The following is a 13,734-nucleotide window of genomic DNA, read 5'->3' as shown; positions in this document are numbered from 1 at the left end:
CCGATCCCGGCTCAGGCGTCCACCTTCTCCATGACCTCGTCCGAGACATCGAAGTTGGCGAAGACGTTCTGCACGTCGTCGCTGTCCTCCAGCGCGTCGATCAGCTTGAAGATCTTGCGCGCGCCCTCCTCGTCCAGCTCGACCTGCATGGTGGGCAGGAAGTTGGCCTCGGCGGAGTCGTAGTCGATGCCGGCCTGCTGGAGCGCCGTACGGACCGCAACCATGTCGGTGGCCTCGCTGACGACCTCGTAGCTGTCACCGAGGTCGTTGACCTCCTCGGCGCCCGCTTCGAGGACGGCGCCCAGGACATCGTCCTCGGTCAGCTCGCCCTTGGGGACGATCACGACGCCCTTGCGGTTGAAGAGGTACGAGACCGAACCCGGGTCGGCCATCGAACCGCCGTTGCGGGTCATCGCGACACGCACGTCGGAGGCGGCACGGTTGCGGTTGTCGGTCAGGCACTCGATGAGCACCGCGACACCGTTCGGGCCGTAACCCTCGTACATGATCGTCTGGTAGTCGACGCCGCCCGCTTCGAGACCGCCGCCGCGCTTGACCGCGGAATCGATGTTCTTGTTCGGGACGGAACTCTTCTTCGCCTTCTGGATCGCGTCCACAAGGGTCGGATTTCCGTCGGGGTCCACACCGCCGGTGCGGGCCGCCACCTCGATGTTCTTGATCAGCTTCGCGAAGAGCTTGCCGCGCTTGGCATCGATCACGGCCTTCTTGTGCTTCGTCGTAGCCCATTTAGAGTGGCCGGACATCTGCCTTCTCCTTCGCGTCACCCAAAACGATTCGAACCCGAGAGATCCTACCGGGATCGAGTCAGCCGACTGCGCGCACCATGTCCACGAACAACGCGTGAACCCGGTGGTCTCCGGTCAGTTCCGGGTGGAACGACGTAGCAAGGGCGTTTCCCTGGCGTACGGCGACGATGTGACCACCGTGCTCCGCCAGCACCTCGGCCCGTGCGCCGACCGATTCCACCCACGGGGCGCGGATGAACACGCCCTCGACCGGGCCGCCTTCGACACCGGCGACCTCGACGGCCGCCTCGAAGGACTCGTTCTGCCGCCCGAAGGCGTTACGGCGCACGATCATGTCGATCCCGCCGACCGTCTCCTGGCCCGCGCGCGGGTCGAGGATCTTGTCGGCGAGCAGGATCATTCCGGCGCAGGTGCCGTAGACCGGCATTCCGTTCCGTACCCGCTCGCGCAGCGGCTCCAGCATGCCGAACAGAGAAGCCAGCTTGGACATCGTGGTGGATTCGCCGCCGGGAATGACCAGGCCGTCGACCTCGGCGAGTTCCTCGGGACGCCGGACCGGCCTGGCCAGGGCATCCGCCGAGGCCAGGGCGATCAGGTGTTCCCGTACGTCGCCCTGGAGAGCCAGGACTCCGATCACAGGGGTGTCGCTCATCAGTGACTACCAGCCGCGGTTGGCGTAGCGCTCGGCCTCGGGCAAGGTGTCGCAGTTGATGCCGACCATGGCCTCGCCCAGGTTCCGGGAGGCGTCCGCGATGATCTTCGGGTCGTCGTAGAAGGTGGTGGCCTTCACGATCGCGGCGGCGCGCTTGGCGGGGTCGCCGGACTTGAAGATGCCGGAACCGACGAAGACGCCCTCGGCACCGAGCTGGCGCATGAGCGCGGCGTCGGCGGGGGTGGCGACGCCGCCCGCGGAGAACAGCACGACGGGCAGCTTGCCGAGCTCGGCGACCTCCTTGACCAGCTCGTACGGGGCGCGGAGGTCCTTGGCGGCGGCGTACAGCTCGTTGTTGTCGTAGCCGCGCAGCCGGGCGATCTCGTTCTTGATCTGGCGCAGGTGACGGACGGCCTCGACGACGTTGCCGGTGCCGGCCTCGCCCTTCGAACGGATCATGGCCGCACCCTCGGCGATACGGCGCAGGGCCTCGCCCAGGTTGGTGGCGCCGCAGACGAACGGAGTGGTGAAGGCGAACTTGTCGCTGTGGTTGACCTCGTCGGCCGGGGTGAGGACCTCGGACTCGTCGATGTAGTCGACACCGAGCGACTGCAGGACCTGGGCCTCGACGAAGTGCCCGATGCGGGACTTCGCCATCACCGGGATGGAGACGGCCTCGATGATCTCCTCGATCATGTTCGGGTCCGACATCCGGGCCACGCCGCCGTCCTTACGGATGTCGGCCGGCACCCGCTCCAGGGCCATGACGGCCACGGCGCCCGCGTCCTCGGCGATCTTCGCCTGCTCGGCATTGACGACATCCATGATCACGCCGCCCTTGAGCTGTTCGGCCATTCCGCGCTTGACGCGGGCGGTGCCGGTGGCCGGGGAGTCGGCGGACTGCGGGGTGGTGGGAAGCGTGGACACGGATCGACCTCACTCGGAGAAAAGTTGCTGAATGCGCTGGTTGGTGCAGAGGAAGCAAACTCTCCGGAACCAGTCCACAGCAAGGGCCAATGGAAGGCCGGTGGATCGTTTTGGACTCGTACGGGACGGGTTGTGGCCCCGGTCACGTGCGGGTGAGGCGCCGCCGGATCAGCTGACGGGGCGGTCCGCCAGGGCCACGGGCGGTTCGTCGTCCATCTCGAAGGCGAGCGGGAAAGGGGCGTGCCCGGCCAGCCGGAACCACCGCACCGTACGATGCCTGCGCAGCGCACGCGCCGCGCGCACCGCGTCGTTGTGGAACCGCCGGGCCATCGGGACCCGGCGCACGGCCGCGGCGAGTTCGGACGCCGCTTCCTCGCCGCCGGGGATCTCCTTCACGGTCTCCACCTGCGCCCGCTCGCCGAAGACCGCCCGCAGCGCGGTGCTCAGCTCGCTCTCCGCGACCTCGCGGTGTTCCTCCTCCGCCTGACGGGCGGCGTGTGCGGCCTCGTACAGCACGATGGACGCGGCCGGATCGAGAACACCCGAGGTGGCCAGTTCCTGGGTGACCGAGGCGCGACGCAGGAGCTGCGCGTCGAGGGCTGCGCGGGCGGCGTCGATACGCGTGTGCAGCCGGTCCAGCCGTCCGGCGGTCCAACTGAGGTACATGCCGATCGCGATGACCGCGACGGCGATCCAGATGAGGGTTTCGATCACGGGCGGCAAGGCTACCGTCGGGGCGCGGGCGGTGCGGCCGTCCGGCCCGGGGCACGGGGCGGATACGGGCGGGCTCGATTGCCGCCGGGGCCCGCTGCCCCGGGGCCCCGCGAAGATCGACAGGACAGGGGCCTAGCCGGCTAGTCCCGCGCCATTCCGAAGCGGGCGCGCAGGCCCGTGCGTTCGTCGGCCGCCACGGATGCCGCGCCGTCCGTCACCGTCTCGTACACCGCGAGGATGTCCGCCCCGACCGTCGACCAGTCGAAGCGCCGCACGTGCGCGGTTCCCCGCTCGCGCAGCTCCGCACGCCGCTCCGGATCGCCGAGCAGCCGGATCGCCGCCGACGCCAGCGCGTCCGCGTCCTCGTTGGCGAAGAGTTCACCCGCCGCACCCAGATCCAGGACCTGCGCGAACGCGTCCAGATCGCTGGCCAGCACCGGCGCGCCGGCCGACATCGCCTCGACCAGGATGATGCCGAAGCTCTCGCCGCCCGTATTGGGCGCGACGTACACATCGACGCTGCGCAACAGCCGCGCCTTGTCCTCGTCGCTCACCATGCCGAGGAATTCGACGCGCCCGCGCATCTCCTCGGGCAGCGAGGCGACGGCCTCCTCCTCGTCGCCGCGGCCCGCCACCAGGAGTCTGGTGTCCGGACGTGCGGCAAGGATCGTGGGCAGCGCCCTCATCAGGACGGGCAGGCCCTTGCGGGGCTCGTCGATGCGCCCGATGAAGCCGATCGTGCCGCCCTCCCGTCTCCCACCACCGCCCTCGACCGGGCTTCGCGTCCCCTCCGATTGCCACTCGGCCTTGGGCTCGGCGCCGGCGAAGAAGCCGACATCGACCCCGTTCGGGATGACGACCGCGTCACCACCGAGGTGCTCGACCAGGGTCCGGCGCGCGTACTCGCTCACCGCGATGCGCGCGCTGATCTTCTCCAGCGCGGGCTGCAGGATCGGGTACGCGGCGATCATCGCCCGGGAACGCGGGTTCGAGGTGTGGAACGTCGCGACGATGGGGCCCTGCGCGGCCCAGCAGGCGAGCAGCCCCAGCGAGGGCGACGTCGGCTCATGGATGTGGATCACGTCGAAAGTGCCGTCGTGCAGCCAGCGGCGCACCCGGGCGGCCGAGAGGAAGCCGAAGTTCAGCCGCGCCACGGAGCCGTTGTACGGGACGGGCACGGCCCGGCCCGCGGAGACCACGTACGGCGGAAGCGGAGTCTCGTCGTCGGCGGGCGCCAGCACCGACACCTGATGCCCCAGCCGGATCAGGTGCTCGGCCAGGTCCCGGATGTGGAACTGCACGCCGCCCGGCACGTCCCAGGAGTACGGGCACACGATGCCGATCTTCACAGCCGGTCCTCCCGGTTCTCCAGATCGGCCGACCAGAGCCGCTGCAGCATGTGCCAGTCCTCCGGATGTTCGGCGATCCCGACGGCGAAGGCATCCGCCACCGCCTGTGTCATCGAGGACGTCTTCTCGTCACGGTTGCCTGACTCGGGCACCTCGACGGGTGGATGAATGCGTGCCTTCATCACCGGCGTCTCGTCGTACCGGAGCGTCACGGGCAGCAGCAGCGCCCCGGTCTGCTGGGCGAGCAGCGCCGGTCCTGCGGGCATGCGCGCGGTTTCCCCGAAGAACGTCACCTCGATGCCGGAGGCCGACAGGTCGCGGTCGGCGACCAGACAGACCAGGCCGCCCGCGCGCAGCCGTCGCGCCAGGGTGCCGAAGGCGGCGCCGCCGCTGTGCGGCAGGACCTCCATGCCGAGCCCCTCGCGGTAGGCCACGAACCGGTCGTACAGCGTCTCGGGCTTGAGCCGCTCGGCGACCGTGGTGAAGGGCACCTTGAGGTCGGTGGTGACCCACGCGCCCGCCAGGTCCCAGTTCCCCAGGTGCGGCAGGGCGAGGATGACGCCGCGGCCGGTGCCCAGCACGTCGGTCAGCCGGTGCGCGTCCGTCACCTCTATGGACGCCTTGATCCGCGCCGGACTCCAGGTGGGCAGCCGGAACGACTCCATCCAGTAGCGCATGTACGAGCGCATCCCGGCCTTGGAGAGTGCGGCGAGCCGGGCCGGGGACGCCCCGGGCACGACCCGCGCCAGATTCGACTCCAGCCGCAGCACGCCCTTGCCTCGCCGCTTCCACGCCTGGTCGGCGATGGTCCGGAAGAGGGCCCTGGCGACCGGCTCGGGAAGCTTCTTCACAGCGGCCCAGCCGAGCCCGTAGAGCCCGTCGGTCAGCCGGTCCCGCAGGCCGGTCCGCGCGTCACCCGGTGCGCCGCTCACTGCGCGGCCCCGCTCCCCCGGTCCGCGGCGTCGGCCTCGGCCTCGGCCTCGGCGGCATCGGCCTCGGCGGACTCACGGCGCACCGTCACGACCCGCTGCACGAGCGTCACCAGGCTGCCCACGGCGACGATCCACAGCGCGATCGGCAGCAGTACCTGGATACCGGGGACACCGAACTTGTGCAGACCGGCGAGCCCGGCCGCGACCAGCGAGATCACCAGCCGCTCGGCGCGCTCCACGAGCCCGTTGACCGCGACCGGCAGCCCGATCGACTCGCCACGCGCCTTCGTGTACGAGACCACCTGGCCGCTCGCCAGGCAGAAGATCGCGACCGCGCACATCACGTCGTCGTCGCCCTTGCCCGCGTACCAGAGCGCGAATCCGCCGAAGATCGCCCCATCGGCGACCCGGTCGAGGGTCGAGTCCAGGAACGCGCCCCAGCGGCTGGAGATACCGGCCTGCCGGGCCATGTTGCCGTCGACGAGGTCGGAGAACACGAAGATCGTGATGACGATCGTGCCCCAGAAGAACCCCCCCATCGGGAAGAAGACCAGCGCACCTGCCATCACCCCGGCCGTACCGATCAGAGTGACCGCGTCGGGGCTCACGCCGAGACGGAGCAACAGTGCGGCGAACGGTGTGAGGACACGCGTAAAAAATGCACGCGCGTACTTGTTCAGCATGGCCTTCCCGAGGGTCGGTGGGCCGAGCGGCCCCTTCGGCCACCGGCTGGCCCATCGTAGTCACGCCCGCCGGACTCCACCGTCCGGGCACCCGGCCTCGCGCGGCGGCGCTCGACGTATGGACGCGCCCCGGCGGGAGTGGAAAGCTCGAATTACCGCGGGCGTCGCCGTAGCCGCCGTGGCGGCTCACCCGTGCCCGTGCACCCTTCTCCCCACACCGCGCCGGCTTTTCTTCCCGCTCCGCGCCACTACCTGGGAGGCACGCATCATGGGCGACAAGGCACACGTACACACCGGGGCCGCCGGCAGGGCAGCGGCGGCCGACCAGCCCTCATCGATACGGAATGTGGTGCTGGTCGGCCACAGCGGCTCCGGCAAGACGACCCTCGTCGAGGCCCTCGCACTGACCGCGGGTGCGGTCAACCGGGCAGGCCGGGTCGAGGACGGCACGACGATCTCCGACTACGACGAGATCGAACACCGCCAGCAACGCTCCGTACAGCTCTCCCTCGTCCCCGTCGAATGGGGCGGATACAAGATCAATCTGCTGGACACCCCGGGGTACGCGGATTTCGTCGGGGAGCTCAGGGCCGGTCTGCGCGCAGCGGACGCGGCCCTGTTCATCGTGTCCGCCGCCCAGGAGGCCGATGCCGTGGCGGGCGCCACCCGCGCCGTGTGGGACGAGTGCGCCGCCGTCGGCATGCCCCGCGCCATCGTCGTCACCCACCTGGACACCGCGCGCACCTCGTTCGACCGGATGACCCGGATCTGCGGCGAGATCTTCGGCGGCGACGACCCCGACGCCGTCCTTCCGCTCTATCTGCCCGTCCTCGGCCCCGAGGGCCCCGACGGGCACGCCCCGCTCACCGGTCTCACCGGACTCCTCTCCCAGCGGATCTTCGACTACTCCTCGGGCGAGCGGCAGGAGCACCCGCCCGCCGACGCCCAGCAGACCCCGCTCCAGGAGGCCCGCAACCGGCTCATCGAGGGAATCATCGCCGAGAGCGAGGACGAGACCCTGATGGACCGCTACCTCGACGGGGCCGACATCGACATCAAGACACTCATCGACGACCTGGAACGCGCCGTCGCCCGGGACGCCTTCCACCCCGTACTCACCGCGGCCCCCGCCGCCGAGGGCGCCCGCCAGGGCGTCGGTACCGTCGAGCTCCTCGACCTCATCACCGGCGGCTTCCCGACCCCGCGGGAGCGCCCGCTCCCCGAGGTCACCCCCCTGCACGGCGCGCCCCGCCCGGTCCTCACCTGCGCCCCGCAGGGCCCGCTCCTCGCGGAGGTCGTCAAGACGGCCTCGGACCCGTACGTCGGCCGCGTCTCGCTCGTACGCGTCTTCTCCGGCACCCTGCGCCCCGACGAAACCGTCCATGTCTTCGGCCACGGCCTCACCGACCCCGGCCACGAGACCCGCCCCTTCCACGAGGCGGAGGTACGCGTCGGCGCCCTCTCCGCCCCCTCCGGCAAACAGCAGCAGCCCCTCACCGCATGCATCGCCGGAGATCTGGCCTGCGTCGCCAAACTGGCCGGTGCCGAGACCGGGGACACCCTCTCCGCCAAGGACCAGCCGCTGCTGATGGACCCCTGGGCCACACCCGACCCACTGCTGCCGCTCGCCATCCAGGCACACAGCAAGGCCGACGAGGACAAGCTGTCCCAGGGGCTGTCCCGGCTCGTCGCCGAGGATCCCACCATGCGCCTCGAACAGAACCAGGACACCCACCAGGTGGTCCTGTGGTGCCTCGGCGAGGCCCATCAGGACGTGGCGCTGGACCGGCTGCGCAGCCACTACGGAGTCCAGGTCGACGCCGTACCCCACAAGGTGCCGCTGCGCGAGACCTTCGCCGGCCCCGCGACCGGGCGCGGCCGGCATGTGAAACAGTCCGGCGGCCACGGCCAGTACGCCGTCTGCGAGATCGACGTGGAGCCGCTGCCACCGGGTTCGGGCATCGAATTCGTCGACAAGGTGGTCGGCGGAGCGGTACCGCGCCAGTTCGTTCCGTCCGTCGAGAAGGGCGTGCGCGCCCAGGCCGCGCGCGGAGTGGCGGCCGGGCATCCGCTCGTCGACGTGCGCATCACCCTGCGGGACGGAAAGTCCCACTCCGTGGACTCCTCCGACGCCGCGTTCCAGACCGCGGGCGCCCTGGCCCTGCGCGAAGCGGCCGCGGACACCCGCATCCAGCTCCTAGAACCCGTCGCCGAGGTCCGGGTCCTGGTCCCCGACGACTACGTCGGGCCGGTCATGAGTGATCTGTCCGGGCGGCGCGGCAGAGTGATCGGAACCGAACAGTCCGGCCCCGGACGCACCCTCGTACGGGCCGAGGTGCCCGAGCTGGAGATCGGCCGGTACGCCATCGAGCTCCGCTCCCTCTCCCATGGGGCCGGTCGCTTCGACCGGACGTACGCCCGGCACGAAGCCATGCCCCCACAGCTCGCGGAACGCATCCGCGAACAGCAGCAGAACAATCCGAATGACGCGTAATCGACTGTGCCGCCCGCCCTTGTCCACAGGGGCGGGCGGCGCGTTGATCCGGACGATACGCTGTGGTCCCAGCTCAGAAGGTGTGCCGGGCACGCCAGTTGGGAAACAGCCGCAGGAGCGGTTCCTCGGCGGCGAGTGGGGGCGACAGTGGCGAACGACGGATTCGATTTCTCTCCCGGAGCGCAGATCCCGCTCCAGGGTTCGGGCGGACAGGCGGTGGCGACGAACGCCCTCGCCTCCGCCGCGTACCGCGACAGCCCGGTGGAGACGATCCTTGACGCCAACAGCGAATGGCACAAGTCCGAAGTCAAAGCAGGCCGTTCCAAGCTCTTCAAGTCCGACTACTTCAAGCCCAATCTCGGCGAGGCATTCTCCCGCGCCGTCCAGGAACGCATGCTGGGCGGCGCCCGGAAGGCCCTCATCCAGTCCTTCGGGACCGACCCGCAGACCGTCGTAGAACACTGCCTGTCCGCGACCCGCCTCCGCAGGGCACGCGACACCAAACTGACCGCCGTCACCGCCCTGTTCGGCTTCCTCTTCCTGCCCGGCATGCTCCTGTGGGTCATCGCCTTCCGACTGCGCGACGGGCTCGGCAACACCAAGGACAAGGCCCTCGCCACCCTGGGCAACGCCCTGCTCCCGGTCATCGGCATCGTGGCCCTGTTCTTCCTGATCAAGCTGCCGCTCACCGGATTCCTGGCGCTCTACCTACGGGCGATGATCGTCGCCCCCGTCATCGGCTGGCTCATCGCCAAGCGGATCGCCGAATCCTCCGCCAAGGACATGCGCGCCCGCTGGGAAGGACTGCTCTCCGGCGGCGGCGTCATCGCCAAGATCCCCGAGGCCGTACCCAAGAACCCCAACGAGACGTCCCGAGAGGCACTCCGCCAGGGCCTGGAGAAGCTCTCCGCCGAGCAGCAGTCCAACTCGGTCTTCTACGCGGGACCCAAGGGAATCCTCGGCATGGGGACCCGTTGGGGCAGCTGGCAGCTCGCCGAAGAGCTCGTCCCCAAGGAACCAGGCAAGGAATTCCACCAGTTCCGCAGCTGGGACCTGATACGCGTCATCCACGACCAGCTCAAGGTGCTGGAGCGCGGCCCGCTGAACACCGGTGGATTCCCCACGCCCTCGGTCACCCACTGGATCGTCTCGCCCGTCGGCGAGAACGCCGACTCGGTCTCCCGCCCCGACGGCGAGGACGTCGCCACTTTCCAGGTCAAGCCGCACGAGATACAGCGGATCTGCAACCATCAGCAGTTCGGCGGCGGCGACCGGCACTACCTGGGCGTCCAGTTCACCCTCTGGGACGGCCAGTTGGTCATCACCATGATGATCACGGTCACGGTGCTCTACGAAACCCTGCGCATCGAAGTCACCGGACACGCACTCGGCCCGGTCCACTCGCTCTTCACCAGCAAGCCCGCGGCCAAGACCAAGACCGTCAACAAGACCGTCCGGTTCTGGGAGACCCGCGACATCACCCTCGCGCTGGTCGAACCCCGCGAAGTCGTCCGCCTCGCCCTGCGCGCACCCTTCACCTGGTACCCGCCACTCCTCGACTACCTGGGTGGCAAGATCGCGCTGCCGGAGCCGTTCGGCCTGCGCCACGCCTGGGCCGAGAAGCCTTGGCGCCATCGCTTCATGGCCGACGACGCGATGCGCGCCGCCACCCCCGTCCTGCGTGCCGTGCACAGCGCCGCCCTGCGCGTCCTGGAGGAGAATGGGGTGAATACCGAACGCTTCGACAACCGCTCGATGATACTGAGCGGCCTGGTCCAGGACCCGACACCCCGCAAGGCCGACCTGTACGACGCGTAGAAAGCGAAAGGCCGCCCCGGCGACAAAGCGTGGACCGGGGCGACCCCCTTCGAAGCAACAGCCCGGATCAGCCCACCGGCCAGACGTCGGCCAGCATCTTGCGCGTATCGGCGAGCAGTTGCGGCAGCACCTTCGTGTGCCCGACCACCGGCATGAAGTTGGTGTCACCACCCCAGCGCGGTACCAGGTGCTGATGCAAGTGGGCCGCGATACCGGCTCCCGCCACGGTCCCCTGGTTCATACCGATATTGAACCCGTGCGCCCCCGACGCCGTCCGCAGAGCGACCATCGCCCGCTTGGTGAAGTCGGCCAGTTCCAAGGTCTCCGGGCCGTCCAGCTCCGTGTAGTCCGCGACATGCCGGTACGGCACCACCATCAGATGACCGCCGTTGTACGGGTACAGATTCAGCACGGCATAGACATGCTTGCCGCGCGCCACGACAAGCCCGTCCTCGTCCGACTGCGACGGAATGGCGCAGAACGGACAGCCATCGCCGGCCTCCGGACCGGACGGCTTGTTCTCGCCCTGGATGTACGCCATCCGGTGGGGCGTCCACAGGCGCTGGAACGCGTCGGGCGTCCCGACTCCGATCTGCTGCTCCGGCTCACTCGTCATGCCGATCAGCATATTGCTTCGCTCCCGGGCAGCGTGTCGCCGGGGCCGCACCCGTCGGCGTCCGGCGATGCTGAGGCGATGATCGACCAGCCGGCGGACTCCACCCCTCCTCGTTTCAGGCGTTGGGAGCAGCGCACGGAAGTGCCGCTCTTCGGCGCCTCGCTGCTCTTCCTGCTCGGTTACGCGGTCCGCGTGCTCGCCCCGCACGACGCCCGGGTCTGGCGCGACCTCGCCCTCGCTCTGGTCTGCGCGACCTGGCTGGTCTTCGCCGCGGACTATGCGGTACGGCTCCGCCTCAGCGGCCTCGGTCACCGTTTCGTCCGTGTGCACTGGCTGGACACGGTGGTCCTGCTGCTTCCCCTGCTGCGGCCGCTGCGCCTGATCCGGATCTACACGGCGGTCCAGCAGCGCAGGGAGCAGCCGCGGCTGAGCCTGTACACGCGCGTGATCGCTTACGCAGGTGCCAGCGCCCTGCTGCTCGGCTTCTCCGCCGCGCTCGCCGTTTACGACCAGGAGCACACCGCGGAGGGTGCCTCGATCCGTACGTTCGGCGACGCGGTGTGGTGGGCCTGCGAGACGCTCACGACGGTGGGGTACGGGGACACGGTGCCGGTGACCCCGGGCGGCCGGGTCGTGGCGACGGGCCTGATGGCCTGCGGGCTGGCGCTGCTGGGGGCGGTGACGGGTTCGTTCTCGTCGTGGCTGCTGCACGTCTTCCGGCGGGAGGACGAGAAGAGACCCCCGGAGGGCGGGTAGCTCTCCGGGGGTCTCTCACTCCGTGCCCGTCAGACCTGGACGCGGTCCTCGACGGCCTTCTGGATCTTGGCGATGGCGTCCTCGACGGGGATGCCGTTCTCCTGCGATCCGTCGCGGTAACGGAAGGAGACGGCGCCGTTGGCCATGTCCTCGTCGCCGGCGATGATCATGAAGGGCACCTTGGCCTTCTGCTGGTTCCGGATCTTCTTCTGCATCCGGTCGGACGAGGCGTCCACCTCGACCCGCAGCCCCTTCTTCCTGGCCTTCGCCGCGAACTCCTGGAGGTACGGGATGTGCGCGTCACCGATCGGGATGCCGACCGCCTGGACCGGGGCCAGCCACACCGGGAACGCACCCGCGTAGTGCTCCAGCAGCACGGCGAAGAAGCGCTCGATCGAACCGAACAGGGCACGGTGGATCATGACCGGGCGCTGCTTGGCGCCGTCCGGGCCGGTGTACTCCAGGTTGAAGCGCTCCGGCAGGTTGAAGTCGAGCTGGACGGTCGACATCTGCCAGGTACGGCCAATGGCGTCGCGCGCCTGCACGGAGATCTTCGGGCCGTAGAACGCGGCGCCGCCCGGGTCCGGGACCAGCGGCAGGCCTTGCTTCTCGGCGACCTGGCGCAGCGTCTCGGTGGCCTCTTCCCACACCTCGTCGGAGCCGACGAACTTGACCGGGTCCTTGGTGGAGAGCTCCAGGTAGAAGTCGGTCAGACCGTAGTCGCGGAGCAGGTTCAGGACGAAGGTGAGCGTCTTGTCGAGCTCCTCCGCCATCTGCTCCTTGGTGCAGTAGATGTGCGCGTCGTCCTGCGTGAAGCCCCGGGCCCGGGTGAGGCCGTGCACGACACCGGACTTCTCGTACCGGTACACCGTGCCGAACTCGAAGAGACGGAGCGGCAGTTCACGGTACGAACGCCCGCGCGCATCGAAGATCAGGTTGTGCATCGGGCAGTTCATGGGCTTGAGGTAGTAGTCCACGCCCTCGTCGAGCTGCATGGGCGGGTACATACCCTCGGAGTACCAGTCCAGGTGGCCGGACTTCTCGAAGAGCTTGCCCTTGGTGGCGTGCGGCGAGTAGACGAACTCGTAGCCCTCCTCCTCGTGACGCCGGCGCGAGTAGTCCTCCATGGTGCGGCGGATGATGCCGCCCTTGGGGTGGAAGACGGCAAGACCGGAGCCGATCTCGTCCGGGAAGGAGAAGAGGTCCAGTTCGTTGCCGAGCTTGCGGTGGTCGCGCTTGGCGGCCTCCTCCAGGAACTCCAGGTGCGCCTTCAGCTGGTCCTTGGTGGGCCAGGCAGTCCCGTAGATCCGCTGGAGCATGGGGTTCTTCTCACTGCCCCGCCAGTACGCCGCGGCGTTCCGCATCAGCTTGAACGCGGGAATGAACCGGGTGGTGGGCAGGTGCGGACCACGGCAGAGGTCCTTCCAGCACAGCTCGCCGGTCTTCGGGTCGAGGTTGTCGTAGATGGTCAGCTCGCCGCCGCCCACCTCGACATCCGCGCCGTCGCCGGCGTTCTCGACGGAGTCGGAGCCCTTGATGCCGATGAGCTCCAGCTTGTACGGCTCCTCCGCCAGCTCCTCGCGCGCGGCCTCGTCCGTCACGACCCGGCGGGAGAACCGCTGACCGCGCTTCTGGATCTCCTGCATCTTCTTCTCGATGGCCTTGAGGTCCTCGGGGGTGAACGGCTTCTCGACGTCGAAGTCGTAGTAGAAGCCGTCCTTGACCGGCGGGCCGATGCCCAGCTTGGCCTCGGGGAAGAGCTGCTGAACGGCCTGCGCCATGACGTGCGCGGTGGAGTGCCGGAGGATGTTCAGGCCGTCCTCGGAGGAGATCTCGACGGGCTCGACGACCTCGCCGTCGGCGACGGCGTACGCGAGGTCCTTCAGCTCACCGGCGACCCGGGCGGCGACAACGGTGCGCTCGCCGGGGAAGAGCTCGGCTGCCGTAGTGCCCGTCGTCACCACGCGCTCTTCCCGCTCGGAATCGCGTTGGATGATCACACGGACGTCTGACACCGGTCTCTCCT

General features: G+C 69.2%; 12 protein-coding genes. 3 read left to right on the top strand and 9 right to left on the bottom strand.

What is annotated here, in order from left to right; genetic code table 11:
* Positions 1–11: 11 nt before the first annotated feature.
* The 7 genes from ACZ7L9_RS26545 to pgsA all read right to left on the bottom strand — a co-directional run bounded on the left by ACZ7L9_RS26545 (position 12) and on the right by pgsA (position 6,024).
* Complete coding sequence (locus ACZ7L9_RS26545; RefSeq protein ID WP_471418868.1) at positions 12–764, bottom strand: YebC/PmpR family DNA-binding transcriptional regulator; 753 nt, start codon at positions 762–764, stop codon at positions 12–14.
* Positions 765–825: 61 nt separating this feature from the next.
* Positions 826–1,419 (bottom strand): pyridoxal 5'-phosphate synthase glutaminase subunit PdxT, encoded by a 594-nt coding sequence (pdxT, locus tag ACZ7L9_RS26540; RefSeq protein WP_471418866.1) that lies wholly within the window; start codon positions 1,417–1,419, stop codon positions 826–828.
* A gap of 6 nt (positions 1,420–1,425) precedes the next feature.
* Entirely contained in the window at positions 1,426–2,346 is a 921-nt protein-coding gene (gene pdxS / locus ACZ7L9_RS26535) for a pyridoxal 5'-phosphate synthase lyase subunit PdxS (protein ID WP_392187595.1), read from the bottom strand.
* A 168-nt stretch (positions 2,347–2,514) separates the two neighbouring features.
* Complete coding sequence (locus ACZ7L9_RS26530) at positions 2,515–3,012, bottom strand: hypothetical protein (RefSeq protein WP_389995719.1); 498 nt, start codon at positions 3,010–3,012, stop codon at positions 2,515–2,517.
* A gap of 188 nt (positions 3,013–3,200) precedes the next feature.
* Positions 3,201–4,409 carry a glycosyltransferase family 4 protein gene (locus tag ACZ7L9_RS26525; RefSeq protein ID WP_471418864.1) on the bottom strand — a complete coding sequence of 403 codons (1,209 nt, stop codon included), beginning with the start codon at positions 4,407–4,409 and terminating at the stop codon, positions 3,201–3,203.
* The gene (locus ACZ7L9_RS26520; protein ID WP_471418862.1) at positions 4,406–5,341 is read right to left on the bottom strand and encodes a phosphatidylinositol mannoside acyltransferase; all 936 of its coding nucleotides are present in this window, start codon (positions 5,339–5,341) and stop codon (positions 4,406–4,408) included. Before ACZ7L9_RS26520 ends, ACZ7L9_RS26525 begins: the two co-directional genes overlap by 4 nt.
* Complete coding sequence (gene pgsA / locus ACZ7L9_RS26515; protein WP_471418860.1) at positions 5,338–6,024, bottom strand: phosphatidylinositol phosphate synthase; 687 nt, start codon at positions 6,022–6,024, stop codon at positions 5,338–5,340. The genes ACZ7L9_RS26520 and pgsA overlap by 4 nt, the downstream gene beginning before the upstream one ends.
* Before the next feature lie 268 nt (positions 6,025–6,292).
* Between pgsA and ACZ7L9_RS26510 the strand changes: the two genes are divergently transcribed.
* Both ACZ7L9_RS26510 and ACZ7L9_RS26505 read left to right on the top strand, forming a co-directional pair.
* Positions 6,293–8,518 (top strand): elongation factor G-like protein EF-G2, encoded by a 2,226-nt coding sequence (locus tag ACZ7L9_RS26510; protein ID WP_471418858.1) that lies wholly within the window; start codon positions 6,293–6,295, stop codon positions 8,516–8,518.
* Positions 8,519–8,665: 147 nt separating this feature from the next.
* Positions 8,666–10,336, top strand: coding sequence for a hypothetical protein (locus ACZ7L9_RS26505; protein ID WP_471418856.1), 1,671 nt, complete (start codon positions 8,666–8,668; stop codon positions 10,334–10,336).
* Positions 10,337–10,403: 67 nt separating this feature from the next.
* Here ACZ7L9_RS26505 and ACZ7L9_RS26500 read toward each other — a convergent pair whose 3' ends face one another.
* The gene (locus ACZ7L9_RS26500; protein ID WP_471418854.1) at positions 10,404–10,964 is read right to left on the bottom strand and encodes an HIT family protein; all 561 of its coding nucleotides are present in this window, start codon (positions 10,962–10,964) and stop codon (positions 10,404–10,406) included.
* Positions 10,965–11,030: 66 nt separating this feature from the next.
* On the opposite strand from ACZ7L9_RS26500, the gene ACZ7L9_RS26495 reads away from it, so the two are divergent.
* Entirely contained in the window at positions 11,031–11,708 is a 678-nt protein-coding gene (locus ACZ7L9_RS26495) for a potassium channel family protein (RefSeq protein WP_471418852.1), read from the top strand.
* 29 nt (positions 11,709–11,737) lie between these two features.
* On the opposite strand, the gene thrS is transcribed toward ACZ7L9_RS26495, so the two are convergent.
* Positions 11,738–13,723 (bottom strand): threonine--tRNA ligase, encoded by a 1,986-nt coding sequence (thrS, locus tag ACZ7L9_RS26490; RefSeq protein ID WP_471418850.1) that lies wholly within the window; start codon positions 13,721–13,723, stop codon positions 11,738–11,740.
* Positions 13,724–13,734: the final 11 nt, after the last annotated feature.

The sequence above is a fragment of the Streptomyces sp. NPDC111516 genome, from assembly GCF_055635345.1.
Note: the sequence above shows the minus strand (reverse complement) of the source record. Positions and strands in the feature narration are given on the sequence as shown.

Bases quoted from the DNA above. Each gene is read 5' to 3' on its own strand.
- ACZ7L9_RS26510 (WP_471418858.1), top strand. From the start codon at position 6,293: ATGGGCGACAAGGCACACGTACACACCGGGGCCGCCGGCAGGGCAGCG.
- pgsA (WP_471418860.1), bottom strand. From the start codon at position 6,024: ATGCTGAACAAGTACGCGCGTGCATTTTTTACGCGTGTCCTCACACCG.
- ACZ7L9_RS26495 (WP_471418852.1), top strand. From the start codon at position 11,031: ATGATCGACCAGCCGGCGGACTCCACCCCTCCTCGTTTCAGGCGTTGG.
- ACZ7L9_RS26500 (WP_471418854.1), bottom strand. From the start codon at position 10,964: ATGCTGATCGGCATGACGAGTGAGCCGGAGCAGCAGATCGGAGTCGGG.
- ACZ7L9_RS26530 (WP_389995719.1), bottom strand. From the start codon at position 3,012: ATGTACCTCAGTTGGACCGCCGGACGGCTGGACCGGCTGCACACGCGT.
- ACZ7L9_RS26545 (WP_471418868.1), bottom strand. From the start codon at position 764: ATGTCCGGCCACTCTAAATGGGCTACGACGAAGCACAAGAAGGCCGTG.
- pdxT (WP_471418866.1), bottom strand. From the start codon at position 1,419: ATGAGCGACACCCCTGTGATCGGAGTCCTGGCTCTCCAGGGCGACGTA.